Source organism: Blautia sp. An81 (genome assembly GCF_002161285.1).
Classification (GTDB): domain Bacteria; phylum Bacillota; class Clostridia; order Lachnospirales; family Lachnospiraceae; genus Blautia; species Blautia ornithocaccae.
In genome coordinates this window covers 60,063-85,463 of the sequence record NZ_NFHH01000013.1, presented here as the reverse complement: position 1 = coordinate 85,463, position 25,401 = coordinate 60,063, and the positions used below count along the sequence as shown (strand labels likewise).

Annotated in this window: 21 protein-coding genes; 15 read left to right on the top strand and 6 right to left on the bottom strand. The window is 46.9% G+C overall.

The features are described 5' to 3' along the window. Nucleotides 1–154 precede the first annotated feature (154 nt). From B5G33_RS12345 to B5G33_RS12335, 3 genes are read left to right on the top strand one after another with little or no spacing between them, the layout of a single operon-like run. Nucleotides 155–1,504, top strand: a complete 1,350-nt coding sequence (locus B5G33_RS12345; protein WP_087417851.1) for a putative ABC transporter permease — start codon at nt 155–157, stop codon at nt 1,502–1,504. Next, on the top strand, nt 1,477–1,929 hold the full coding sequence (locus B5G33_RS12340; protein WP_087272487.1) for an 8-oxo-dGTP diphosphatase: 453 nt from the start codon (nt 1,477–1,479) through the stop codon (nt 1,927–1,929). Before B5G33_RS12345 ends, B5G33_RS12340 begins: the two co-directional genes overlap by 28 nt. Before the next feature lie 15 nt (nt 1,930–1,944). Next, the gene (locus B5G33_RS12335; RefSeq protein ID WP_087272490.1) at nt 1,945–2,463 is read left to right on the top strand and encodes a cysteine hydrolase family protein; all 519 of its coding nucleotides are present in this window, start codon (nt 1,945–1,947) and stop codon (nt 2,461–2,463) included. A gap of 187 nt (nt 2,464–2,650) precedes the next feature. On the opposite strand, the gene B5G33_RS12330 is transcribed toward B5G33_RS12335, so the two are convergent. From B5G33_RS12330 to B5G33_RS12310, 5 genes are all read right to left on the bottom strand, one after another. Then, complete coding sequence (locus B5G33_RS12330) at nt 2,651–4,966, bottom strand: sensor histidine kinase (RefSeq protein ID WP_087417850.1); 2,316 nt, start codon at nt 4,964–4,966, stop codon at nt 2,651–2,653. Continuing rightward, nucleotides 4,938–5,651 (bottom strand): response regulator transcription factor, encoded by a 714-nt coding sequence (locus B5G33_RS12325; protein ID WP_087272497.1) that lies wholly within the window; start codon nt 5,649–5,651, stop codon nt 4,938–4,940. Before B5G33_RS12325 ends, B5G33_RS12330 begins: the two co-directional genes overlap by 29 nt. 216 nt (nt 5,652–5,867) lie before the next feature. After that, nucleotides 5,868–6,974, bottom strand: a complete 1,107-nt coding sequence (gene aroC, locus B5G33_RS12320; RefSeq protein WP_087417849.1) for a chorismate synthase — start codon at nt 6,972–6,974, stop codon at nt 5,868–5,870. A gap of 17 nt (nt 6,975–6,991) precedes the next feature. Then, the gene (locus B5G33_RS12315) at nt 6,992–7,273 is read right to left on the bottom strand and encodes a DUF1294 domain-containing protein (protein WP_334293390.1); all 282 of its coding nucleotides are present in this window, start codon (nt 7,271–7,273) and stop codon (nt 6,992–6,994) included. A 192-nt stretch (nt 7,274–7,465) separates the two neighbouring features. Next, a complete protein-coding gene (locus tag B5G33_RS12310) occupies nt 7,466–8,326 on the bottom strand; it encodes a class I SAM-dependent methyltransferase (protein WP_087272507.1) in 861 nt (286 codons plus the stop codon). Between the two features lie 173 nt (nt 8,327–8,499). On the opposite strand from B5G33_RS12310, the gene B5G33_RS12305 reads away from it, so the two are divergent. The 5 genes from B5G33_RS12305 to B5G33_RS12285 all read left to right on the top strand — a co-directional run bounded on the left by B5G33_RS12305 (nt 8,500) and on the right by B5G33_RS12285 (nt 16,592). Continuing rightward, entirely contained in the window at nt 8,500–11,085 is a 2,586-nt protein-coding gene (locus B5G33_RS12305) for a cation-translocating P-type ATPase (RefSeq protein ID WP_087417848.1), read from the top strand. A gap of 159 nt (nt 11,086–11,244) precedes the next feature. Next, nucleotides 11,245–12,531 carry an aminotransferase class I/II-fold pyridoxal phosphate-dependent enzyme gene (locus B5G33_RS12300; protein WP_087272513.1) on the top strand — a complete coding sequence of 429 codons (1,287 nt, stop codon included), beginning with the start codon at nt 11,245–11,247 and terminating at the stop codon, nt 12,529–12,531. Between the two features lie 214 nt (nt 12,532–12,745). Then, entirely contained in the window at nt 12,746–14,149 is a 1,404-nt protein-coding gene (locus tag B5G33_RS12295) for a L,D-transpeptidase family protein (protein ID WP_087417847.1), read from the top strand. 28 nt (nt 14,150–14,177) lie between these two features. Then, entirely contained in the window at nt 14,178–15,209 is a 1,032-nt protein-coding gene (locus B5G33_RS12290) for a D-alanine--D-alanine ligase family protein (RefSeq protein WP_087417846.1), read from the top strand. Between the two features lie 15 nt (nt 15,210–15,224). Then, a complete protein-coding gene (locus B5G33_RS12285; protein WP_087417845.1) occupies nt 15,225–16,592 on the top strand; it encodes a UDP-N-acetylmuramoyl-tripeptide--D-alanyl-D-alanine ligase in 1,368 nt (455 codons plus the stop codon). Nucleotides 16,593–16,653: 61 nt separating this feature from the next. Here the strand turns inward: B5G33_RS12285 and B5G33_RS12280 are convergent, their stop codons facing one another. Then, nucleotides 16,654–17,391, bottom strand: coding sequence for a lysophospholipid acyltransferase family protein (locus B5G33_RS12280; protein WP_087417844.1), 738 nt, complete (start codon nt 17,389–17,391; stop codon nt 16,654–16,656). A 238-nt stretch (nt 17,392–17,629) separates the two neighbouring features. On the opposite strand from B5G33_RS12280, the gene B5G33_RS12270 reads away from it, so the two are divergent. The 7 genes from B5G33_RS12270 to spoIIR all read left to right on the top strand — a co-directional run bounded on the left by B5G33_RS12270 (nt 17,630) and on the right by spoIIR (nt 25,373). After that, nucleotides 17,630–18,040 carry a protease complex subunit PrcB family protein gene (locus B5G33_RS12270; protein WP_087272541.1) on the top strand — a complete coding sequence of 137 codons (411 nt, stop codon included), beginning with the start codon at nt 17,630–17,632 and terminating at the stop codon, nt 18,038–18,040. Nucleotides 18,041–18,055: 15 nt separating this feature from the next. Beyond that, entirely contained in the window at nt 18,056–19,615 is a 1,560-nt protein-coding gene (locus B5G33_RS12265; RefSeq protein ID WP_087417843.1) for a DUF3794 and LysM peptidoglycan-binding domain-containing protein, read from the top strand. A 260-nt stretch (nt 19,616–19,875) separates the two neighbouring features. Then, entirely contained in the window at nt 19,876–20,748 is an 873-nt protein-coding gene (gene ispE, locus B5G33_RS12260) for a 4-(cytidine 5'-diphospho)-2-C-methyl-D-erythritol kinase (RefSeq protein ID WP_087272548.1), read from the top strand. Between the two features lie 2 nt (nt 20,749–20,750). Next, nucleotides 20,751–21,434, top strand: a complete 684-nt coding sequence (locus B5G33_RS12255) for a GntR family transcriptional regulator (protein ID WP_087272550.1) — start codon at nt 20,751–20,753, stop codon at nt 21,432–21,434. A gap of 87 nt (nt 21,435–21,521) precedes the next feature. Next, nucleotides 21,522–23,039, top strand: a complete 1,518-nt coding sequence (locus B5G33_RS12250; protein WP_087417842.1) for a spore germination protein — start codon at nt 21,522–21,524, stop codon at nt 23,037–23,039. Then, complete coding sequence (locus tag B5G33_RS12245) at nt 23,029–24,687, top strand: GerAB/ArcD/ProY family transporter (RefSeq protein ID WP_087417841.1); 1,659 nt, start codon at nt 23,029–23,031, stop codon at nt 24,685–24,687. The genes B5G33_RS12250 and B5G33_RS12245 overlap by 11 nt, the downstream gene beginning before the upstream one ends. 23 nt (nt 24,688–24,710) lie before the next feature. Next, nucleotides 24,711–25,373 (top strand): stage II sporulation protein R, encoded by a 663-nt coding sequence (gene spoIIR, locus B5G33_RS12240; RefSeq protein ID WP_087417840.1) that lies wholly within the window; start codon nt 24,711–24,713, stop codon nt 25,371–25,373. The last annotated feature ends 28 nt before the right edge of the window (nt 25,374–25,401 follow it).

Sequence of the window (25,401 nt, the reverse complement as noted above, 5' to 3'; positions counted from 1 at the left end):
GGAGTCTGCTATACAGGACTTTTACTCTGCAGAGGTAAAAACTGCCGGGTAAGAGTCCTGTGTTTTGTTAATTCCTTGTAAAAAAGCTTTGCAAAAATCTTGTCCTCTGTTATGATAAAATCTGTATGTAACAAAAGAAGAAAGGGGAAAAACTTTGACTTATACTTGGGATGATCTCTTTTGGATTTTTATGGTTTATTCTTTTGTGGGATGGTGTGCAGGCGTAATCGCCAATGCTCTCAGAAGAAAGCGATTTATTAACACTGGATTTTTGAACCTTCCTATCTGCCCTGTTTATGGTGTGATCGGCACAGCCTACTGCATTTTTCTTCAGGAACTGGAGGAAGAGATATTCTTTCTGTTTTTAGGCGGCGCAGTGGCAGCCTTTCTGGTAATTGTTATTACCGGGGTAATACTGGAAAAGGTATTTAATCGGAAGTGGTGGGACTTCAGCCAGGCAAGATTTCAGTTTCAGGGCTATCTGAATTTTGCCCACCTGTTGTTTTTCGGTATCGCAGCTGTGGTGTGTATCCGTTTTGCCAATCCGCTGCTGCTGGATGCTGTTCATATGTTTCCTGATAAAGTGGAGACAGTTCTGGAAATTTGTTTAGGGGTTCTGGTTTTAACAGATGTGGTATTCTGCATTGCAACCGTTACTCAGATGCACCGCTCGGCGGCCCAGGCCGTATTTTTTGATTATGTCCAGAACTTTACCGATGACTTTGGAAATGCACTTACCAGAAGGGTACAGAGGCGAATGACCAAGGCCTATCCCAATATTCAGCTGGGAAAAATCCTGGAAGCGCTGAAACCAAAGGAAAAGGCTGCAGTTTTTGCTCAGGGCTGCAGTTTTTACAAGCTGGTATGGATGTTTGTTATCGGTGCAGTTGCAGGAGTTGCTATTGAGACTGTTTTCTGCCGGTTTTCCATGGGAGAATGGATGAGCAGGAGCAGCTTTGTCTGGGGGCCTTTCAGCATTGTCTGGGGATTTGGATGCAGCTTTCTTACTGCTCTGCTTTATCGTTACAAAGACAGAAGTGACCGGTATATTTTTACCTATGGAACTGTGCTGGGCGGCTTTTATGAGTACGCCTGCAGCGTAATCTCAGAAAGGGTCTTTGGGACGGTTTTCTGGGATTACAGTAAGATTCCCTTTAATCTGGGAGGGAGGATCAATCTTCTTTACTGCTTTTTCTGGGGAATTGCCGCTGTGGTATGGATTAAGATTTTATACCCCAGATTCTCGGCTTGGATTGAGAAGATTCCCATGAAGCCGGGGAAGATCATAACCTGGCTGGTATTGATTTTTCTTCTTGTGGACATGGCTATGTCCGGCCTGGCTCTTTACCGGTATACCGACAGGCTGACAGACCCGGAACCGGATAACGCTCTTGAAGTATTTTTAGATGAACATTTTGATGATGAGAGACTGGAAAAACTTTATCCTAACGCAAAGGTAACAGGAGAAGATGGAACATGGCAAAAAATGAACGAACTGAATTAATGAATATCTGCATGATCTACGATGACAAGGGAAACGTCCTGATGCAGAACAGAAGGAAGAAAGACTGGCCAGGCGTTACCTTTCCCGGCGGTCATGTAGAGCCAGGAGAATCTCTGGTTCTTTCTGTGATCCGGGAGATCAAGGAGGAGACGGGACTGGATATAGAAGACGTAAGACTCTGCGGCGTGAAAGAGTGGTTTGAAGAGGACGGGACCAGAGCCATGGTTTTCTTTTACAAGACCTGTAGGTATTCCGGAACTCTCCGCTCTTCCAGAGAAGGAGAAGTATTCTGGGCCCCTCTTAATAAACTAAACCAGTATTCCCTTGCCAGCGATTTTGAGAGAAATCTGGAACTGTTTCTCTCCGAGGAGATCAGTGAGCTGTTCTATGACCCGGAGGAGGAACATGTGCTGAAAAGCTATTGAGAAGGAGTGAGCTGTATGAAGAAATTATTAGTGGTAGTGGATATGCAGAAGGATTTTATTGACGGCGCCCTGGGAACAGGAGAGGCGGTAAAAATCCTGGAGCCGGTGAAGGAAAAAATAAGAAAAGCTAAGGATCAGGGAAGGGATATTGTCTTTACCAAGGATACCCACTATAAAGATTATCTTATGACCCAGGAAGGACGGAAACTTCCGGTGCCTCACTGTGTAAAAGGAACAGAAGGCTGGGAACTGGATGGAGGACTTCAGGAGCTGGCCAGGGACTGCACTGTTCTGGAAAAGCCTTCCTTTGGCAGTATGGAGCTGGCTGAGCTGGCCCAAAAGGCAGGATATGAGGAGATAGAGCTGATCGGGCTGTGTACAGATATCTGCGTTATTTCCAACGCTATGATCCTGAAAGCAGCTCTGCCTGAGGCAGTAGTACGTGTAGACTCTTCCTGCTGTGCAGGAGTAACTCCTGAGAGCCACAGAAATGCACTAGAAGCCATGAAAGTGTGCCAGATAGAGGTTATTTAGTACGCAAGACAGAAAAAATAAGTGAAAAGGAGCTGGCCCATTAATCATAATCGAGAATATCTATACATTTTATTGCTCAGTCTGCACAGCTTTGAGCCCATAGTCTCAAAGCTGTGCTCGACAAATTCGCATAAAATGTATAGATATTCCTGACATATGTTAATGGGCCAGCTCCTTTTTATATTTGTCAGGGTTTTAGAAATGTGATTTCTACGGTAAAGAGGTCGGCATCTGTGAAGACTTCCAGCCGTCCGCCCTGAAGCTCGGTGAAGCTCTTGGCGATGGCCAGACCCAGGCCGCTTCCTTCGGTATTTCTGGAAGCGTCACCTCTTACAAAACGCTCTGTGATCTCACTGGGGTTGAAGTTCAGTTCTGTGGCGGAGATATTTTTCATGGAAATCTTCACATGATTTTCCGTATCTTCCATAGTGATATAAACCCTGGTGTGAGGCATGGCGTACTTGGTGATGTTTACCAGCAGATTTTCAAAGACTCGGTAGGTTCTCTGAGAATCCAGAGGAAGGACCACTTTTTCCTCTGGGAGCTGCCAGCGGAAGAGCAGATCTGTAGCCTCAATCTTATCCTGAAGTTCCAGCTTTACCTGGCGAAGCAGGCTGACAATGTCCACATCTACGATATTAAGCTGGACAGTCTTGCTTGTAGCCTTGCTGATCTCAAAGAGATCTTCAATGAGCAGCTTCAGCCGGTTGGCCTTCTGGTCCAGGATCTGGATATATTTCTTCTGATCCTCTGCGGGCAGATTCGGATCCTTCAGCAGGTCTACATAGGTAATGATAGCCGTGAGAGGCGTCTTCAGATCATGAGACACATTGGTAATCAGGTCTGTTTTCATTTTAGTGCTTTTTACTTCTTCGTCCACAGCTTTCCGGAAGCCGGTGCGGATTTTGTCGATTTCCTCACGGAAAGGCTCAAAGACGCCTAAATCCTCAGGGATGGTACCATTTAAGTTTCCCTGGGCCAGTTCATTGGTTGCCTGAAGGAGAAGCTGATACTGATCCTGTATCTTCCGCACATATTTCCGCAGAAGAAGGAATAGGATTACGGAATAGATGATCAGGGCTGCCAGTCCCCAGTACCAAAGGAGGCTGATAAATCCCAATATGATGAAATTGATCAGGACAAGCTTCAAAAGCACCCGGGAGGCATTGTCACGGAGATCTATATGGAGAAGCCCCTGATAGATCCGCCGGCACCATTTGGTGATCCATGGCCAGAAACGGTAGATCAGAACTCGTTTCTGGAGATATTCCTTTAACCCCATGGTGAAAATATGCCGGAAACAGGCGGCTGCCCAGTAGCATACAGCAAAGATCAGCACCCAGCCCAGAAGCCCCCACAGGTACTGGATTACAGTAGCCACTGTCTCAGGGAGGCCTATGCTTATCAGCACGCTTCGGATAGACTGATGATCCAGAGCCCCGGGATTGGCCGTTACGCTGGCTGCAACACTGACTACACAAAGGGCGATCAGACACACTGGCTCAAATGGATAGGAGAAAATTTTCTCGTTTCCGGTTTCCAATACTTTTATAAAAGGAAGGAGAAAAGCCGCAGCACATACAAATCCCACAAAGGTCATAAAAAGCACTACCAGATCCGCCGTTGTGTCATAGCCGCTGTTGGCATATAAAATGGAAGGATCATAGTCGGAATATGCTTCCAGAGCCGTTTTGGTCATGGCGAAGCAGTAGATTCTGTCCTGAGGCGGCTGGAAGGTGCCGGAATAATAATAGTAGTCACGGAGATATTCTCCGGGGTCTGACCTGGCCAGTTCGTTTAAAGCCTGGGAGGAATTATCCTTTTCATGGGTGAGAAAAGTTGTGGACTCAATGTTTCCCTTTTTTCCATATTCGATCACAGCCACAAAGGCGTAGCCGCTGTCTGTGTTCAATACGGAATTAGTCTGGATATTGTCCAGAGAATCATAGAGAGATTCCTGGGAGTCTGCTAAAGACTGGTTGGTGTCCAGAGTTGTTCCGCTGCCGTCCAGTACCTCGTATTCAATAAAAGAACGGATAGCGGAAAAATCTTCGCTCCATTGGCTGTACAGATTGCTTTGAAAATCATCGGCAATAGAGCTGATGTCATCCTCATAAGTCTCCTCAGAGGTTCCTTCGGAAGCTGCTGGCTCAGTTGACGCCTCATTGGCAGTCTCTTCTGAAGATCCAGCATCAGAGCTGCTTTCTTCGGAAGAAGGTTCCTGAGTCTCGCTGTTTTCAGCGGAAGTATCTCTCTGAAAAAAGATTTCAAAGGGAGTCACGTCGCTTCCATGCTCTCTCTGATATTCCTCTGCGTAGAGTACATAAGTATCTTTTACCAGCTGGTCCATTAAGTCTGTATTTGAGTAAGAAATCTGCCCTTCCTCTTTCTGACGGCTGATATAATGGGGCCTGATGAACATCATTGCCAGGGAAGGCAGAAAGATTACCAGCGCAATGATAATGGCAGCCAGCCTATGATAGTTTTTCGATTTTATATCCAACTCCCCACACCACCTTTAAATATTTTGGCTCCTTAGGGTTGATCTCGATTTTTTCGCGGATATTCCGTACATGGACCATGACGGTTTCGGTGTTGACGGCACGTTCATTCCATACCCGCTCGTAAATTTCATCTGCCGAGAAGACCCTTCCAGGATTTTTGATCAGCAACAGAAGAATCTTGAACTCCATGGGAGTCATTTTAACGGGAGTATCGTCTACCCGGACTTCAAAGGTGCTTTCGTTGACTTCCAGCCCGCCTATGGTGTATACCATATCCGAATTCTGAGCTTCCTTTTCCTGAAGCTTTTCCATGAACCTGCGGTAACGACGCATCTGGGAATTGACTCTTGCCATGAGCTCCATGGGAGTAAAAGGCTTTGTCACATAGTCGTCTGCACCAATATTCAGGCCCATGACCTTATCTACTTCCTCTGATTTTGCAGAAAGCATGATCACAGGGAAGTCATGCTGTTCTCTCAATTTCATGGTCATGGTGATTCCATCCATTCTGGGCATCATGATGTCTACAATAGCCAGATGGATTTCCTCTTTTTCCAGTATTTCCAGGCCCTCTACGCCATCGGCAGCCATGAAAACCTGATAGCCCTGGCTTTTCAGGTAGATTCCCACTCCTTCTCTGATATCTTTGTCATCCTCCACGATTAAAATGTGATTCATTTCCATGATGTTCTTCTCCTGTTTTATGATGTAAATATAAATTACAATATTTAAAAGTGACCTGCGTAAAAACGAAAGATTTTCTTAATAATTACGAGTCAAAAACCCCGATGTAAGCATACGGGGTTTTTGACCCTCGCAGCAGTCGCCAAATGGACATGCGAGCATGCCCGCTTGGCTCGTTGCTTGCGGGAATAAAACCTTTGGAGGTTTTGGTATGTATCAACGGTTCAGAAAAAAGTCTTTGATCCGGTCCATTCTTGTAGTCATAGAAGCCAGGAGGGCGTCCAGGATTACAAGGGCAGCCATAGATTCGACCACTACTACAGCACGGGGGACAATGATAGGGTCGTGTCTGCCTTTTATCTGGATTTCTATAGGTTCTCCCTGACGGTTTACGGTTTCCTGGACAGCTGCTATGGACGGGGTAGGCTTAAAGGCTGCCCGGAAAATAATAGGAGTCCCGTCGCTGATCCCTCCGGTAATGCCGCCGGAATGATTGGTTTTCTTAATGAGATTTCCCCGGCTGTCTACACCGTAAGCATCATTGTTTTGCAGCCCGTCAGATCTGGCAGCAGCCATGCCGGAACCAACCTCAAAGCCTTTTACGGCGCCGATAGAAAGGATTGCTTTTGCAAGAGCAGCGTCCAGTTTGTCAAAAGCCGGCTCTCCCAGACCTGCAGGGGCTCCGGTGATGACACACTCTACCATACCTCCCAGAGAGTTGGTTTCTTTCATGGCCTGTTCCAGACATTCCTGGGCTTTCCGGGCTGCCTGAGCGTCAGGCATGTACAAAGGATTTTTGAATATTTCTTCTTTGTCGAAACGGGAAGGGGCAATGGCTACAGGACCAATGGCGCAGGTATAGGCAGAGAGGGAGATTCCCAGCTCACCTAATATTTTTGAGGCCACAGCTCCGGCAGCCACTCTGCCGATAGTCTCTCTTCCTGAAGAGCGTCCTCCGCCTCTGTAATCCCGGAAACCATATTTTCTGTCATAGTTCAGGTCTGCATGTCCCGGACGATAATAATTGGCAATCTCGCTGTAATCTCTGGAGCGCTGGTCAGTGTTAGGCACTATCAAAGAGAGAGGGGTACCGGTGGTTTTTCCCTCAAAGACGCCGGAGAGGATTTCTACCTGGTCGGCTTCCTGGCGCTTGGTAGTAAATCTGGACTGACCAGGTTTTCTCCGATCAAGAAATTTCTGGATATCTTCTGCCTCAAGAGGAAGTCCGGCAGGGCAGCCATCTATAACTACACCGATGGCCTTTCCATGGGACTCCCCCCAGGTGGTGATTTTGAAAATGTTGCCGAATGTAGAGCCATTCATAATGTTTCCCTCCTTCTTTAGAATAGACTGTATACCAGGATTGCAGCAATTCCCTGGATGATCAGGATGGCCGGAAGACCAAGGGCGAATTTGGCATGCTGGGTTTTATGGTGAAAGAAACGCATGCCGCAGATTGCCCCCAGAGAACCGCCGCAGATAGCGATGCCCAGAAGAGTTTTTTCCGAGATACGCCACTGATGGGTTTTGGCTTTCTGTTTGTCAACGCCAAAGCAGACAAAGGCCAGAATATTTACAAATGCAAGGTACATAAAAATATTTTTCAGAATCAAATCGGACACTCCTTTGTGTTTTAGGTCACAGCAGGATGGTTTCCGGAATACGAAGTTCTCCTGCCAGATTTTTCTTTAGTTTACAGGGCCCTGTGAGAGGGGGAATATAGGAAGACTGAAGGTCCAGTCCTCTGGAATTGTTTTTTCTTCATGATAGGCCTCGATATTTTCTTCTTGACTTTGGACTCCCAGAATCGAAAATTATTCTGCTTCCCACCGTCCGGAGGCACCGCAGGGCAGGACCAGTCCGGTCTGGGTTACGGGGAGACCGATTTCCTGAGAGTCCACCTTTCCGTGATATTTTTTCAGCTCTACAGAGAGCATATAGGTGAGCACTGCCGGAGCCAGGCCTGTGGTATAGGAATTCAACAGGAAAAACAGGGGTTTTTCTGAGAGGATACGGGTGCACAGCTGTATGAGATGATGAATATTGTCCTCAATTTTCCAAATCTCTCCTTTAGGGCCTCTTCCATAAGATGGGGGGTCCATGATGATGGCGTCGTAGGTATTTCCACGGCGGATTTCCCGCTCTACGAATTTTACGCAGTCATCTACCAGCCAGCGGATAGGAGCGTCTTTCAACCCTGAGGAAACAGCATTTTCTTTGGCCCAGGTGACCATGCCTTTGGAGGCATCTACATGGGTGACACTGGCTCCTGCTGCGGCTGCTGCCAGGGTTGCGCCGCCGGTGTAGGCAAAGAGGTTCAGAACCTTTACGGGCCGTCCGGCATTTCGTATCTTTTCTGAGAACCAGTCCCAGTTTACCGCCTGCTCCGGGAATAGGCCTGTGTGTTTAAAGCTGAAAGGCTTTAAATTAAAGGTAAGAGTTTTATACTGAATGGTCCACTGCTCAGGAAGGCTGAAAAACTCCCATTCTCCCCCTCCTTTTTTACTCCGGTGATAGTGACCGTTCATATGTTTCCATCCCTTGTGGGTTTTCGGCGTGTTCCAGATGACCTGAGGGTCTGGACGAACCAGGAGATAGTCTCCCCACCGTTCCAGCTTTTCTCCGCTGGAGGTATCGATTACTTCATAGTCTTTCCATTTATCTGCGATCCACATACATTGATCCTTTCTATTAATAATTATTCTATAAAAGCTTATTTCTGACATGGTTAGTATAACAGAAGGGAAAAGGGCAGGCAACCGGCTATTGAATTTTAAGTCTTTTCTCTGTTTTTCACGCATACACTGAGTTAGCAGACAATCGCTGTCTCACATCCGGGAGGTGTGCTATGTATGAAACGTTAAAAGAGAAAGAGATCTGTGAAATTCTCCATACAGATACAAAAACCGGACTGACCCAGGAGGAGGCCGGAAAACGGTTAGAAAGCCAGGGAGAGAATGTACTGAAAAAAGGAAAGGAAAAGACTCTCTGGGATATGGTCCAGGAGCAGATTAATGATCCTATGATCTTTATCCTGTTTGTGGCAGCGGCTATCTCCATGCTTTTAAGAGAATTCAGCGATACAGGGATCATACTGGCGGTAATCTTTCTGAACACGGCTATAGGAGTGATCCAGGAGGGGAAGGCAGTAAAGGCCATGGAAGCCCTGAAAAAGATTACGGCCCCTGAGGCTCTTGTAAAGAGAGAAGGCATGTACCGGAAAATTCCTGCGTCCCAGCTGGTACAGGGAGACCTGGTAAAGGTAGAGGCCGGAGACCAGGTGCCGGCGGATATCCGGCTCATCAGTGTGAGGGGACTGTCGGCAGACGAGTCTGCCCTTACCGGGGAGTCCCTTCCTGTGCTGAAAACTTCAAGACCGCTGCCCCAGGACCTTCCTGTGGCAGAAAGGCGGAATATGGCCTATATGTCCTCTCAAATCATGAAGGGAAGGGGCGAGGGCATTGTTACTGCGGTGGGAATGGACACAGAACTTGGAAAAATCGCCCATATGATCAACGAGGTTACGGCAGAACCTACACCTTTGCAAAAGAGGCTGGGAGATCTGGGAAAAATCCTCAGCATCACTGCAGTAGGATTCTGCCTGGCTTTGTTTATCCTGGGACTGTTTCAGCACAGAGATATGCTCCAGATGCTTCTTCTGGCTATCTCACTGGCAGTAGCTGCTATTCCTGAGGGCCTTCCGGCAGTAGTGACCATTGTCCTTGCCCTGGGAGTAGGAAGGATGGTAAAGGTAAATACTATTATAAGGAAGCTGCCTGCAGTGGAAACCCTGGGCTCCGTAGGAGTGGTGTGCTCTGATAAGACAGGAACTCTTACGGAAAACCATATGAGAGTGGCAGAAATTTATGCTAATGATATGATCCTGCCGGTTTCCAAAGTGCGGAAAAGGGAATTCCCCAGACTGATGGAAGGGTTCCTTCTGTGCAACAACAGTATGCTGGGCAGGCAGGAAATCGGAGATGCCACAGAACTGGCTCTGCTCCATATGGGGCAGGACATGGGCTATGACCGGGAAAGACTTCTGGAACAGTATCCCAGGACCTTTGAAATTCCTTTTGATTCAGAAAAAAAATATATGATAAGTGTACATAAGGACAGCGGTCATGAGACTGTCTATGTAAAGGGAGCCTGTGATTACCTTCTGGAAAAATGTGATTATGTTCAGCTTAGAGACAGCCGGGAGCCTATGACTCAGGCTCGGAAGATGAAAATCCGCCTGGCTATGGAGAGTATGGCAAAGGAAGGGCTGCGTATCCTGGCACTGGCCTACCGGGAAAGAGCAGAAGAGAAAACAGAGTCAGCTCTGATGAGGGGCCTTGTCTTTGGAGGAATGGCAGGGATGATAGACCCGCCCAGAAAAGAAGCGGCCTCTTCTGTGAAGATTTTGAAAAAAGCAGGTGTAAAGGTAGCTATGATCACAGGAGATTACAAGGATACTGCCTTTGCTATTGCCAGAAAGATTGGCATAGCGGATTCTGTAGAGCAGTGTATGACCGGAGCGGAAATTGACAGAATGAGCCAGGAGGCTTTCCGCAGAAAAATCCGGAATATCCGGGTATTTGCCAGAGTGACCCCTGCCCATAAGGTAAAAATTGTCAAAGGGTTTCAGGAAGCCGGACAGATTGTGGCTATGACTGGAGACGGTGTAAACGATGCCCCCTCTCTCCAGGCTGCGGATATCGGTATTGCCATGGGAAAAAATGGAACAGATGTGGCAAAGAATGCAGCGGATATGATTCTGACAGATGACAATTTTGCTACTATAGAAAAGGCAATGGAAGAAGGAAGGAGTATTTATGTAAATATTAAAAAAGCGATCCTTTTTCTTCTCTCCTCTAACTTTGGCGAAATCCTGACTATGTTTGCCGCAGTACTTCTGGGACTTCCTGCACCTTTGAAAGCCAGTCATATTCTCTGGGTGAACCTGATCACAGATTCTCTTCCGGCTCTGGCTTTAGGGGTGGATAAAAACGATCCCAAAGCCCTTATGAGCAAAAAACCACGGGACCCGAAAGAGGGGATTTTTGCCCATGGAGGCTGGGCCTTTACTGTTTTCTACGGAATCCTTATAGGATGTATTACCCTCTATGCATTTTACCTGGGCGGCCAGACCTACGCTTTTACTGTACTGGGAGTGTCACAGCTTTTTCACGCCTGGGGAATGCGGGACAGGGAAAAGTCTATATTCCGGATGAACCATCTGGAGAACCCTTTCATGATACTGGCCTTTTTCCTGGGGATTTTCCTACAGGTATTGGTTACGGAGGTGCCATGGCTGGTAGAGGCTTTCGGCACTCAGAGACTTTCCGTGGGAGAATGGCAGCTCCTTTTGGGAATCTCTGCTCTGCCTCTGGTATTTCATGAGCTGCTCCTTCTGCCGGGAAAACTTCTGGGATTTCATAAGAATCAGTGAGTTTTTGCAGGATAGAGAAAGTGAAATTGCATATAAAAATAAAATAACCGTTGTTTTTCCGGTAAAAAACTACGAAAATGCAAGAAAGGCTTGACACTGTATCATATGCCGGATACAATAGGAAACAGTGAGATTCAAAATAATACCAGGAGGAGAACCATGACACCGTACAGAGAGCTTAGCAAAGAACAGTTACAGGCCATGAAAGGCGAGTTAGAAAAACAGTTTGAAGAAGTGAAAGCCAAGGGGTTAAACCTTGACATGTCCAGGGGAAAACCCTGTAAGGAACAGCTGAACCTGTCTATGGGAATGCTGGAAGAGCTGAAGAGCACAGATAAATTAAAGTGCGAAACAGGTATCGACTGCCGTAACTACGGACTTCCGGAAGGCATTCCCGAAGCCAGAAGACTGCTGGGAGAAATGACAGAAGTAGCTCCGGAACATATTATTATTTTCGGAAATTCCAGTCTGAATGTTATGTTTGATACAGTATCCCGTTCCATGACCCACGGTGTCTGCGGCAGCACTCCCTGGTGCAAACTGGATAAGGTAAAATTTCTGTGCCCTGTTCCGGGATATGACCGTCATTTCCGGATCACAGAGTATTTTGGTATCGAGATGATCAATGTGCCTATGACTCCAACAGGTCCGGATATGGACATCGTAGAGGAACTGGTAAGTTCTGACCCGGCCATTAAGGGAATCTGGTGTGTGCCCAAATATTCCAATCCTCAGGGCATCACTTATTCTGCAGATACCGTAAAGAGATTTGCAAGACTGAAGCCTGCAGCAGAAGATTTCCGTATTTTCTGGGATAACGCTTACTGCATCCATCATCTTTATGACGAACATCAGGATTTCCTTCTGGAGCTTTTAGATGAGTGCGAGAAAGCCGGAAATCCGGATATGGTTTATAAATTTGTATCTACTTCCAAGGTTAGCTTCCCTGGTTCAGGTATTGCGGCTATCGCTGCCTCACCCAGAAATCTGGCAGATATCAAAGAACATATGAGTGTTCAGACTATCGGTCATGACAAGATCAATCAGCTTCGCCATGTACGTTTCTTCGGCGGTATCGTAGGCATGCACAAACATATGAAGAAACATGCAGAAATCCTTCGTCCGAAATTCGAAGCAGTAGAGGCTACTCTGGAGCAGGAGCTGGGAGGAGCAGAAATCGGAACCTGGACCAAACCTATGGGCGGCTATTTCATTTCCTTCGATGCTCTGGAAGGATGTGCAAAGAAGATTGTGGCCAAGGCAGCAGAAGCAGGGCTGAAGATGACAGAAGCCGGAGCTACCTATCCTTATGGCATCGATCCACAGGACAGCAATATCCGTATTGCTCCAAGCTTCCCATCCTTAGAAGAGCTGCAGCTTGCAACAGAGATTTTTGTCCTCAGCGTGAAGCTGGTAAGTATTGATAAAATACTGGAAGAAAAATAGAACATGGTGTCAGCCAGCGGACAGCGGCAGGCTTTGCCTGGAGCTGTCCGCAGTATCGCAGCGGCTAGGGAAGGGCTCTTCCCTAGCCGATTATTATATAAGAAACATGAGAATTCTCAGGGATACGGGTTGGTCTGAAAGAAATTTTGTGCTATACTGAAACGAAACAGCATATCAGATACGCAGGTGCGAGTTTTGAAAAGGGGTAAGAAATATGGCAAAAAAGAAATCAAAGAAAGGAAAATACAAAAAAGCGAAAAAAATCATACTGGGCGTTCTGATCGGATATGTGGCGCTTCTGGTCATTGCTTATGGCATAGGAGTGTTTTACTATTCCAATCGTTTTCTGTCAGGAACGGAAATAAACGGCATGGACTGCTCAGGAAAAACAGTAGAAGAAGTTGAGAGCAACATGAAGAGCCAGATTGCTTCCTATGAGCTGGTTCTGAAGGAACGGGGAGATAAAAGTGAGAGCATCAGCGCATCACAGATCAGTATGGAATACATAAGTGACGGCAAGATACAGGAACTGAAGGAGGAGCAGAATCCTTTCACCTGGTTTTTGGCCTTTGCAAGGCAGCAGGACTATACCATGTCCGCTACCACTTCCTATGATGAAAATGCTTTGAATTCTGCAGTTGAGGCTCTGGACTGCTTTAAAGAAGAAAATGTTGTACAGCCTGTAGACGCCCATCTGGAGGTTCAGAACGGACAGTATGTGATTGTTGAGGAAACCCAGGGTACGGCTCTGGATAGTGACAAGGTGAAAGAAGCGGTGAAGAATGCCATTGACAGCGGGGAGACCCTTCTGGATCTGGACCAGGCAGGCTGCTATGTGGAACCTTCCGTTCTCAGCACAGATGAAAACCTTGCAAAGCAGAGAGATGAAGGAAATAAATTACTTACAGTTACTGTTACGATTGACTTTTCCGATAGACAGGAAGTGATCAATGCAGATGTGATGAAGGACTGGCTGACTACCAATGAAGAGGGAAATGTGGACCTGGACCGGACAAAGGTAAGAGAGTATGTACAGCAGCTTCAGTATGAATACGATACCTTTGGAAGTTCCAGAGAGTTTAAGGCATCTTCCGGACAGACCATTACGGTCAGCGGCGGTGATTACGGCTGGCTGATCGCTCCCAACGATACCACAACGAAGATTATAGAAGCTGTCAAGAGCGGACAGTCTCAGACCATAGAGCCGGAGTATACCTACACAGGCTACTGCCGGGATACCAATGATATTGGAAATACCTATGTGGAGATCAGTCTGGAGCAGCAGCATATGTGGTTTTATAAAGACGGCCAGCTGATCGTGGAGACAGATGTAGTCACCGGATGCCATAATAAAGGATGGGATACCAAAACCGGAGTCTACGCCATTATGTATAAAGAGAGAGATGCCACATTGGTTGGAGAAGGATATAATTCCCCAGTATCTTACTGGATGCCATTTTATGCTAATGTAGGTATCCATGATGCAAGCTGGAGGTCCAGTTTCGGCGGTTCTATATACCTTAACAACGGCTCCCACGGATGTGTAAACACACCTACGGAAAATGCGGCCACCATATACAATAATATTGAAAAAGGCGTACCTGTGGTTGTATATTAATAAAAAACAGGTCAGAAGGAGTTCAGATATGAATATAGTAGTTTTAGCAGGAGGAAACAGTACAGAGAGGGAAGTCTCTATTGTTTCCGGAAAAGGCGTATGCGGGGCTCTCAGAGAGAGAAACCACAGAGCCATCCTTTTAGATGCCTATTTTGGCCGGGAAAAGATGGAAGAAGATTTGTTTCCGGCAGAATATGATATTGAGAAAGAAGCTGCCTGGATGCAGGAAAAAAGTAAGCTGCTTAAGGAGACTATGAAGACACGGAAAGAATTCTTCGGTCCTTATGTACTGGATATCTGCAGGGCAGCAGACATTGTTTTCCTGGCTCTTCACGGAGCCAACGGAGAGGACGGAAAGGTGCAGTCTGTGCTGGACCTTATGGGAATTCCCTATACCGGCTCAGGGCATCTCAGCAGCGCCATGGCAATGGACAAGGGGATTACTAAGATGGTCTTTGAGGCAGCCGGCATTCCTACTCCCAGGGGGATCACTCTGGAGAAGAAAACCTGTACTTCAAAGCTGTCTGACTACGGCATGGAATTTCCAGTGATCGTAAAGCCCTGCTGCGGCGGTTCCAGCGTAGGAGTATGTATTGCAAAGGATCAGAAGGAATATGAACTGGCACTGGCTGAAGCCTTTTCCTATGAAAATGAAGTGGTTGTGGAGCAGTTTGTCCAGGGCCGGGAGTTTTCTGTGGCAGTGGTAGACGGAAAGGCCTATCCGGTCATTGAGATCGCGCCCCTGGAAGGATTTTATGATTATAAGAATAAATATCAGGAGGGCTCCTGCATAGAGACCTGTCCTGCAGAAATTTCTGTAGAACTTACCAAGGAGATGCAGAGATATGCAGAAGAAGGCTACAAAGCCCTTCATCTGGAGGCCTATGCAAGACTGGACTTTATTATGGATGATGAGGGAAATATGTATTGTCTGGAGGCAAACACCCTGCCGGGCATGACGCCTACCAGCCTGATCCCCCAGGAAGCCAAAGTTATCGGAATGAGCTATCCCCGGCTTTGCGAAAAGCTCATAGAGGTTTCATTTAATAAATATCGGTAAAGGGGGAAACAGGTGATGAAAAACCTGACATTGGAACATATTGCCCAGGCCTGCCAGGGAATCTATAAAGGGTCCGAGGCAGACAAGACCAGAGAAGTGGAAGGGATTTCCACTGACAGTAGAAAAATCCAGGAGAGAGGACTCTTCGTTCCCATAAAAGGCGCCAGGGCAGACGGCCATGACTTTATCGAAGGAGTCATGGGAAGAGGCGCTTTGGCCACACTTACAGAAAAAGATCTGGGGGAGAAGCCTTACCCGTATATCCAGGTAAACTCTTCTCTTCAGGCGGTGAAAGACATTGCAGAATACTACCTGAAACAACTGGAAATCCCTGTAGTGGGCATTACAGGCAGTGTAGGAAAGACCAGTACAAAAGAGATGATCGCTTCTGTTCTCTCTCAGAAATATCAGGTACTGAAGACCCAGGGGAACTTTAACAATGAGCTGGGTCTGCCTCTTACGGTTTTCAACCTTCGGGAGGAACACCAGATCGCAGTGCTGGAAATGGGCATCAGTGATTTTGGAGAGATGCACCGGCTGGCCAAGATTGCAAGACCGGATACCTGTGTTATTACTAATATCGGTCTGTGCCATCTGGAATTTCTCAAATCCAGAGACGGAATTTTAAAGGCTAAGACAGAAATCTTTGACTTCCTTCGGGAAGATGGACATATCGTTTTAAACGGAGATGACGATAAGCTGATCACAGTGCAGGAAGTAAAGGGCATTAAGCCAGTGTTCTTCGGCCTGGAGAAGGGCCGGGAAGTCTGGGCAGACCAGGTACAGCCTGAGGGACTGAAGGGGATTTCCTGCCGGATACATATTGGAGAAGACAGCTTTTCAGTGCTGATCCCTGTTCCGGGACAGCATATGGTATATAATGCTCTGGCCGCAGCAGCAGTGGGAAGGATTTACGGGCTTTCCAATGGGGAAATCCGCCGGGGTATCGAAAGCCTTCAGCCTGTAAGCGGCAGATTCCACATTATCCATACAGACAGATATACCATTATTGATGACTGCTATAATGCAAATCCAGTATCCATGAAAGCATCACTGGATGTTCTGTCCGATGCCCTGGGAGAAAAGACCGCTATTCTGGGAGATATGGGAGAGCTGGGAGAGGATCAGGTGGAAATGCACCGGGAGGTAGGGGTGTATGCCGCTTCGAAAAATATTGACAGGATTCTCTGCGTAGGCCCCCTGTCTGCTTATATGGCAGAGGCTGCCCGGCTTACAGCCCCTGCAAAGGAAATCCGGCATTTTGAGTCTAAGGAGGAACTGCTGGAAGTCCTTCCTGAAATCCTGAAAAAGGGAGATAATGTTCTGGTGAAAGCTTCCCACTTTATGGAGTTTGGGAAGATCCTGGAAGCTCTTCAAGGATAAATCTTCGGAAGTTTGTCTCCTGTATGGAGAAAGACGAAATCAAAAGAAAAAGACCGCAGAATTATGCGGTCTGATTTTTTTTGAGCATTTCCAGAATAATATTCTGGGTATAGCTGCCAAGGCGCTTTTTCTCCTCTTTTGAGAGCTGTTCCGGGTAGATTGGATCTCCGTATTCTACCACCACTTTACAGGGCCGGATTTTAGGTGAGTGGGCCTCGAAGATCTCTGCAGAATTGTGAATAGCGATAGGGATTATGGGACAGCCGGTCTTAGTGGCGATCTTAAAACTTCCTTCATGGAAGGGAAGCATTTCCAGTTCGCTTTCGCTTCTGCTTCTGGTACCTTCGGGGAAGATACAGATGGATACGCCATTTTTAATTTCCTCAATGGCAGTGAGTATGGTTTTCATCCCCTCTTTAATATCTTTCCGGTCCAGAAACAGACAGTGCAGATATTTCATCCAGTTGGACAGAAGAGGGATGGGTTCCATTTCTTTTTTTGCAATGTAGCCGGTAGTGTCCGGACAGAGGACATAGGTAAGGAGAATATCGAAATAACTTCGGTGGTTCCCGATATACAGGACCGCCTGATCTTTTGGAACCTTTTCATGGCCCAGGGTCGTAATATGAGCTCCGGTTACTTTCAGGATCAGTCGGAATACGGCCTGGATGAGTCTGAGAGAACTGATATCTTTTTTTCTCGGATCAGATTTTCCAACTATCCATTCGCCGAAAAGAATGGGGATGGACAGAATCAGATATCCTACTACAATAATACAGATAATAATAAAACGAAACATATAATTCAATCCTTTTCCATAAAATTTACAGTGTCAGCGGCAGTCCTTCTATACCAACTGGTATATAAAAGACAAAAAATAAAAAAGCGTTTATCAAGATGCATGAATCCTGCCCTGCCTGTCATCATGGAACCATTATAATGAATCTCTGTAAAATCTGCAAGGAAAAAGAGGCATATTTTTGGTAAATCCTGCATAAATTACTGATAAGGTTGAGAAAGTGAAGGCGGCGGGAGATATGAGGAGATGTGGAGCAGGAATCCTGGTTTTTGTAATCCTCTGCAGCTTCCTGGGAGGATGCAGCATTGAAAAGGTCCGGGCAGGAGACGGGGTTACACCGGAATACACCGTTATGAAGGAAGAAGATTTCCCGGAAAAAGTAAAAGAACTGATCAATGAAAATAAAGAAAAAGAGTTCCAGATGACTTATCAGGATCAGGGATATCTCTATTTGCTAAAGGGATATGGGAAACAGGAAACGGGAGGATACAGCATCCAGATCGAGGACCTGTCTCTGTGGGAGAATGCCATTCATATAAAGACTGTACTTATGGGACCTGAGGATGAGGAGGAGCTGACAGACGAGCCTTCCTATCCTTGCCTGGTGGTGAAGATGAAATACCGGGAAGAGCCGGTAATCTTTGAATAGAAAAGGGGTAGTAGTGTGGAGCTGATAACAAAGAAAATGCATATGCTGGAGAGAAAGTGTCAGGCAGTGAGCCAGATTACCTTTGACGAGGATATGAATGTGCCGGATGTAAAGCCCGATATGGGAAGGATGATACAGAAGAAAGGAAACATCCAGATTGAGGACATCCAGATTACCGAGGGAAAGGCTTATATTACCGGGGCTCTCCAGGTATTCCTGCTCTATGTCAGCGACAGTGAAGAACGGAACATTGAAAGCCTTATGGGGAATCTCCCTCTGGGAGAAAATCTGAATCTGGAGGGACTGGAAAACGGCGACAAGGTCCAGCTGAAATGGGAAATAGAAGACCTTACAGTACATTTTATCAATTCCAGAAAGCTGAATATTAAGGCTTTGGTAACATTTACCGCCTATGCAGAGGAAGTAAGAGAGACGGAACTGCCTATAGGAGTGGAAGACGGGGATATCTCTCAGAAAAAAGAGGACCTTTCCGTCATGGGAACGGCAGTACATAAAAAAGATACTATGAGGATAAAGGAGGATATCAGTCTGGCGTCTAATAAGCCGGATATTTACCAGCTCCTCTGGAATACTGTGGAAATCCGGGGACTGGACATACGGACAGAACAGGATAAGGTGGCGGTAAAAGGAGAACTTTTTGTTTTTGTTCTATATAGAGGAAATGACGACAACAATTCTCTTCAGTGGCTGGAACATTCCCTTCCTTTCTATCAGGAACTGGAGTGTCCGGGATGTAATAACGATATGATTCCCAATGTGGAAGTTTCCATGGCCCAGAGCGATTTAAAGGTAAAGCAGGACGAAGATGGAGAAGAGCGGATGATCGGCGTGGATGTAGTCCTGGATCTGGAGATAAATATTTATGAGGAAGAAGAAATATCCCTTCTTCTGGATGTATATACGCCGGCCAGAGACTGCCAGGCCCTTCGGGAAGAAAAGAGGCTGGAAAGTCTGCTGGTGAAAAATTTTTCCAAGTGTAAAGTCAGCGACAGGGTGAAGGCGGAGAACAGCCAGGGAAAAATCCTTCAGATCTGTCACAGCGACGGAAATGTGAAGATTGATGAGACCAGCATTACAGACAAAGGAATCCTGGTAGAGGGAATCGTTCAGGTGAGGATTCTGTATATTATCAGCGATGATGAGATGCCCTTCTATTCTATGGAGACTATGATACCTTTTTCCCATCTGATAGAAGCCCCGGGCATTTCCCAGGACTGCACCTACCATCTCCGTACAGATCTGGAGCAGCTTTCCACTACCATGATCGACAGTGATGAAATCGAAGCAAAGATCATCATTAATCTGAACGCCCTGGTTTTAAAAGGAACAAGAACAGGCATCATCCGGGGAATCGAGGAAAGGGAATTGGATAGAGAGAAACTGAGCAGCATGCCGGGAATCGTAGGATACCAGGTTCAGCCTGGGGATTCTCTCTGGGACATTGCAAAGAAATTTTATACCACTATAGATACCATTATCCAGCTGAACCATCTGGAGGACCAGGAAGTCCGACCTTATGATACATTGATCCTGATGAAAAAAGTAGAGGGATAGAAATATCTGAAAAATAAGGGGCTGCCGCATTAGTCATATGTCAGGAATATTTATACATTTTATGCGAATTTGTCGAGCATAGCTTTGAGACCATAGGCTCAAAGCGGCACAGACTGAGCAAGAAAATGTATAAATATTCTCGACTTTTGATTAATGCGACAGCTTCATTTGCTTTACCTGTTGAAAAATAATGATATTTCAGATAGAATGGAATGTATTAGAAAGGATACAATATACAGAAGTCAGAGGGAGGAGAAATCATGAGATTGAGAGCGCTGGCCAAGATCAATCTGGGACTGGATGTTTTAGGAAAGAGAGAAGACGGATATCATGAACTGCGCATGATCATGCAGACTATTAATATGTATGATCAGCTGGAAATGGAAATAAGCCCGGAGCCGGGCATCCATATTTCTACAAACCTTCCTTTTATTCCCACAAATGAAAATAACCTGGTATATAAGGCTGCAAAACTCTTAATGGATGAATTCGATATTCAGCAGGGACTTACAGTAGAACTGCAGAAATTTATACCTGTTGCAGCAGGTATGGCCGGAGGGAGCTCCGATGCTGCCGCTGCCATGATAGGAGTAAACCGTCTGTTTGGACTGGGACTTACTGTTAGGGAACTGATGGAGAGAGGAGTAAAGGTAGGAGCAGATGTTCCCTATTGTCTGCTAAGAGGCACTGCTCTGGCAGAAGGAATCGGAGACAAGCTCAGGTCTCTTCCTGCCTGTCCCGGCTGCTATGTACTTATCGGAAAGCCGGGAATCAGCGTTTCCACAAAATATGTCTATGAGAACCTTCATGCAGACAGGCTGGAGTATCATCCCAATATTGATAAGATGCTGGAAGCCATTCAATGGCACAATCTGTATAAAATTGCCGATTTAATGGGAAATGTTCTGGAAACAGTGACCATACCTAAGTATCCTGTAATCCAGGAAATCAAAGATCATATGAAGGAGCATGGGGCTTTAAATGCCATGATGAGCGGCAGCGGCCCTACAGTATTCGGCCTTTTTGATGATAAGAATACGGCGGAGCAGGCCTGTGAAGAACTTCGGGCCAGCCATCTGGCAAAGACGGTTTTCTTGACTACAGTTTTTAACAATGGAGGAAGGAGGAAATAAGCATGGAGCTGGAAATGCATATGGATGAATATCTGCCTCTCAGGGATGTAGTCTTTAATACCCTCCGGGCGGCAATCCTTAAAGGAGAGCTGAAGCCGGGAGAGCGTCTTATGGAAATTGCTTTGGCGGATAAGCTGGGGGTAAGCAGGACGCCTATCCGGGAGGCTATCCGGAAACTGGAGCTGGAAGGCTTGGTGGTCATGGCCCCCAGGAAGGGCGCAAAGGTGGCCTCCATTACAGAAAGGGACCTGAATGATGTGCTGGAAGTGAGAAAGGGTATGGAGGTACTGGCAGTATCTCTGGCCTGCCAGCGGATCACGAAAGAAGAACTGGATAAACTAGAGGAGATAGAGGGAAGATTTCAGGCTCAGATAGAGGCGGGAAATCTTACAGAGCTGGCGGAAATAGATGTGGAATTCCATGATACCATCTATAAAGCCACCAATAATCAGAGACTGGTCCAGCTGCTGAACAATCTTCGGGAGCAGATGTACCGCTACAGAGTGGAGTATCTGAAAGACATTGCTGTCCGCAGGACTCTGGCGGAGGAACACCGTTCTATCTGTGAAGCTCTTCGGGCAGGAGATGAGACCAAAGCTCTGGACTTTATACGGGTCCACATAGACAATCAGCAGAAAGCAATCATCCGGGGCCTGAACCAGGAAACCGATTCACCGCAGGAATAAAATTGAAAAAAGTTCACATAATAAAGGAGCGCACCATTTTATGGCGGCGCTCCTTTATTATTACATAGAAACTTTAAGGAGAGACAAATGAGTGAAAAGATATCCAGCAAAATAGAAAAAAATGAGGAATATGTGAGAAAACGTCTGAAAGACTGTGATGATTTTATTATCCGTCCTATGGTTCTGGGGGAAGGAAAGAAAATCCGCTGCCTGGTGGTCTACATCGAGGTGGCGGTGAGCAATATGATGCTGGAGGACTCGGTGATCGGAAAACTGGTCAACCATATGTGGGAGATGCCTTCTGATAAAATCCTGGAATTTGTCCGGGACAATGGTATGGGGATTTCAGATGTCCAGCCTCTGGATACTATGGAGGAAGTGTTTGCCTCTATGATGGCAGGAAATGCCGTGTTTTTCCTGGACGGCTACAGCCGGGCCATCAAGGTTTCCAGCAAGGGATATCCTAACCTGAGTGTTTCAGAATCCACCAGAGAGAAAGTGCTCAGAGGCTCCAAAGAAGGATTTACCGATGCTGTGAAGACCAATTCTGCTCTGGTGCGGAAGCGGATCCGGGACACCAGGCTGAAAGTAAAACAGAAGACCCTGGGAGAAAGAAGCCAGACAGTGGTCCAGCTTTTGTATATGGAGGATCTGGTCCGTCCCGGCCTGGTGGAAGAAATCGAGAAAAGGCTGGATTCCTTTGTCATAGACGGCGTTTTGGACTCAGGTGTTCTGGAACAGATGACAGAAAGCAGCTGGCTTTCTCCCTTTCCCCAGTTTCAGACTACGGAGCGTCCGGATAAATGTGCCGCAGAAATCTTAAACGGCAGGATACTCCTCCTTACAGACCACTCTCCGGTAGGGCTGCTCCTTCCGGCAGTTTTCAATGATTTTCTTCAGGTAAGTGAAGATTATTATAATCGTTTTGCTATTGTATCCCTTCAGCGCCTGATTCGGTACGGGGCAGTAATCCTGACCTTATTGTTTTCCGGCACTTATCTGGCAGTAACGAATTTTCATACCCAGGTTCTTCCCACAAATCTCATATTATCCTTTTCAGAAGCCAGACAGGGAGTGCCTTTTCCCGGAATGCTGGAAGTGCTCCTTATGGAACTGGCCTTTGAGACCATACGGGAGGCAGGGGTTCGGATGCCCGGGCCTCTTGGGGGGACCATTGGTATTGTAGGAGGGCTGATCATAGGACAGGCGGCGGTAACTGCCAATCTGGTAAGTCCTATTGTTGTAGTGGTGGTAGCTGTAACCGCCCTCAGTTCCCTTGCCATTCCTACAGATGAGTTTTCGGCGCCTTTCCGCCTGCTGAAATTCGGCTTTGTCATTCTGGGCGGGACTATGGGGGTTTTTGGAATGCTGCTGGGCCTGTATCTGGTCCTGAGCCACCTGGCAGGACTGAAAAGCTTTGGAATTCCCTACCTGTCTCCTTTTGCTGCACAGAATAAAGAGGGCTACAGCGGAGAACGGGACAGCTTTATCCGCTTCCCGCTGCCTTTCCTTACCAGACGCCCGGTATATGCCAGAAAGGAAGAGCAGATAAGGCTTCGGGACGGGAGAAAGATAAAGGAAAAGGGGGAGCGCCATGTATACTGATAATGCCAGAATTTCCCACAGACAGCTTTTCCGGCAGATTCTTACAGGGCTGCTGGGAATCTATTTCCTGGCAGTGCCGGTGCTGCCGGAGATGACAGGGAGGCAGGGAGTCCTCTGTCTCCTTACGGCGGCGGGAATTTATGGGATTTTATGTATTTATTTTGTCAGACTCAGGAATTTCTTTCAGGCGCCGGAAAAATATATGGGGAAAGTGTGGGGAAAGATTTTTACTCTTCTTTATACCTCCTGGCTGTGGTTTATGGGAGTATACCTTCTTCTCATGACTGCCAGGATCACAGGCAGATTTCTGATAGAAGGCAGCAAAGCCTGGGCAGTGATACTCCTGGCGGCTTTTGCCGCTTATCTGGGCAGTCATCAAGGACTGGAGCGGAGAGGGAGAATGGCAGAAATATCTTTTCCGGTGCTGGTTCTGATATTGGTGGGAATGACGGTTCTGGCGTCTCTTCAGGTCCGTCCGGAATATCTGGAGGAAATGGGAGAACTGACTTTATCCGGCTGGGTCAGAGGGAGCTGGGAGATGTTGTGTGTGTTTCTGCCTTTTGGGTTTCTTCCTGTGGCACTGGGAAATGTAACCAGGCCGGGAGATACGGGAAAAGTCATGTGGGGAACTATAGGGCTGATTACAGGGCTGTTGGTACTGGCCCTTATTATCCTGCAGGGAAGCTTCGGACTGGGCGGCTATGAACATGAGAAATATCCTATGATACGGCTTATGAGCGGCATCCGTCTTCCAGGAGATTTCCTGGAAAGGGTGGATATTTTCTGGGTTGCAGCGGCTGTGTTTGGAATTCTTTTCAGTCTGGGCAGTGTGTTTTTTTACAGTCATGAGCTTCTGGTCAGAATCCATCTGGAAAAATCAGCACTTTTTGCCGGTGTAGCAGTAGTTCTGGGAGCCCTGGCCTGTGAGAGAGCAGGAGTTGATGCAAGCTTTTTTGTACGAATTACTATAGAGCTTTACGGTCCTCTGCTGTTTTTCCTTTTGATTTTGGCAGGATTTACAGGAACCAGGGGAAAAATTATAAAAACAGGGCTTTTGAGCCTCTCTCTTCTTTTTCTCTCCGGATGCGGAGTTTCTCTGGAGAACAGGGTCTTTCCCCTTTCCATGGGGGTAGATTATGAAGACGGACATTATCGGATTGTCTATGGGATTCCCCAGCTGTCAAAAGTCACAGGGCAGAACAAAGAGGAGACCCAGTCCGGGGAAGAACAGTCCCTGGTCTACCAAGGGCTGACTCCTGAGGATGCCCAGGACCGTTTTAATGAAAACCAGGAAAATTATCTGGATATGGGGCATATCAAAGCCCTGGTCCTGGGAGAGGGCATCCTGAACAACAGAGAGGCTCTGGAAGAACTTCTGGCCTTTCTGGAAGAGAATCCTGCAGTAGCTGGAAATATCTATGTGTTTGCCACAGAGGATATGGAAGAGCTGATGAGCCTGGACGGACAGGGAGTAGATTCCCTGGGGGACTATCTCACCGGAATCCTGGAGAACACCCTGGAGGAAAAGGAACAGGAGGCAGCAGTGCTTCAGGATCTGTACGGGGCCTGGCACAGGGAGGAGGAGCTGCCGGAACTTCCCGAAGTAACAATCGTGAATAAAAAGCCAAGTATCCGTCAACACTCCTGATAAGATCAGGAGGTGTTACATAGATGAAGAGATTTAAGATAAATAAAAAGACTTTCCTGTGGGCGGTTCTGATTGGCCTTATGGGTACTGTAATCCTGACGTCGGTGCAGGCGGCAGCTTTTCGGGCAGAAAAAGAAGAACTTCAGCAGCGGCTGGACAGGGAGATACAGGAAGGGATCGCAGAAGAAATCTTCCGTCTTCATGTAGTGGCAAACAGCGACAGTCAGGAGGATCAGGAGCTGAAAATGGCAGTGAAAAAAACTGTGGTGGACTGTCTGGCCCAGGGGCTTGGAGAAAAGGCAGGGCTGGAAGAAACCAGAAACTGGGTTCTTGAAAATCTTTCTGATATAGAAAATGCCGCTGCAGAAACCATAAAGAGCCAGGGAGAGACCTATCCTGTAGCTGCCAGTGTGGAAACGGCCTATTTCCCTGACAAGACCTATGGAGACTGCACCTTTCCCGCAGGAGAATATGAGGCTCTTAATATACGGATCGGAAAGGCGGAAGGAAAAAATTGGTGGTGCGTCCTCTATCCCAGTCTCTGCTTTATAGACGACACCTGGGGGATCGTGTCTCAGGAGAAAAAGGAAGAGCTGAAAGAAGTCCTTACAGAGGAAGAATTTCAGGCAATCCTTGGAAATCCGGAGGAAAAGAAAAAAGTCAGGGTGGGATTTAAATGGTTTTAGTCTTGCAATCTGCCGGGGTTAAGGGTAC

Excerpts from the sequence above, each read along its gene's own strand:
- B5G33_RS12340 (WP_087272487.1), top strand. The coding sequence starts at position 1,477 with ATGGCAAAAAATGAACGAACTGAATTAATGAATATCTGCATGATCTAC.
- B5G33_RS12335 (WP_087272490.1), top strand. The coding sequence starts at position 1,945 with ATGAAGAAATTATTAGTGGTAGTGGATATGCAGAAGGATTTTATTGAC.
- B5G33_RS12325 (WP_087272497.1), bottom strand. The coding sequence starts at position 5,651 with ATGGAAATGAATCACATTTTAATCGTGGAGGATGACAAAGATATCAGA.
- aroC (WP_087417849.1), bottom strand. The coding sequence starts at position 6,974 with ATGAATGGCTCTACATTCGGCAACATTTTCAAAATCACCACCTGGGGG.
- B5G33_RS12310 (WP_087272507.1), bottom strand. The coding sequence starts at position 8,326 with ATGTGGATCGCAGATAAATGGAAAGACTATGAAGTAATCGATACCTCC.
- B5G33_RS12305 (WP_087417848.1), top strand. The coding sequence starts at position 8,500 with ATGTATGAAACGTTAAAAGAGAAAGAGATCTGTGAAATTCTCCATACA.
- B5G33_RS12300 (WP_087272513.1), top strand. The coding sequence starts at position 11,245 with ATGACACCGTACAGAGAGCTTAGCAAAGAACAGTTACAGGCCATGAAA.
- B5G33_RS12295 (WP_087417847.1), top strand. The coding sequence starts at position 12,746 with ATGGCAAAAAAGAAATCAAAGAAAGGAAAATACAAAAAAGCGAAAAAA.
- B5G33_RS12290 (WP_087417846.1), top strand. The coding sequence starts at position 14,178 with ATGAATATAGTAGTTTTAGCAGGAGGAAACAGTACAGAGAGGGAAGTC.
- B5G33_RS12285 (WP_087417845.1), top strand. The coding sequence starts at position 15,225 with ATGAAAAACCTGACATTGGAACATATTGCCCAGGCCTGCCAGGGAATC.
- B5G33_RS12280 (WP_087417844.1), bottom strand. The coding sequence starts at position 17,391 with ATGTTTCGTTTTATTATTATCTGTATTATTGTAGTAGGATATCTGATT.
- B5G33_RS12270 (WP_087272541.1), top strand. The coding sequence starts at position 17,630 with ATGAGGAGATGTGGAGCAGGAATCCTGGTTTTTGTAATCCTCTGCAGC.
- ispE (WP_087272548.1), top strand. The coding sequence starts at position 19,876 with ATGAGATTGAGAGCGCTGGCCAAGATCAATCTGGGACTGGATGTTTTA.
- B5G33_RS12255 (WP_087272550.1), top strand. The coding sequence starts at position 20,751 with ATGGAGCTGGAAATGCATATGGATGAATATCTGCCTCTCAGGGATGTA.
- B5G33_RS12250 (WP_087417842.1), top strand. The coding sequence starts at position 21,522 with ATGAGTGAAAAGATATCCAGCAAAATAGAAAAAAATGAGGAATATGTG.
- B5G33_RS12245 (WP_087417841.1), top strand. The coding sequence starts at position 23,029 with ATGTATACTGATAATGCCAGAATTTCCCACAGACAGCTTTTCCGGCAG.
- spoIIR (WP_087417840.1), top strand. The coding sequence starts at position 24,711 with ATGAAGAGATTTAAGATAAATAAAAAGACTTTCCTGTGGGCGGTTCTG.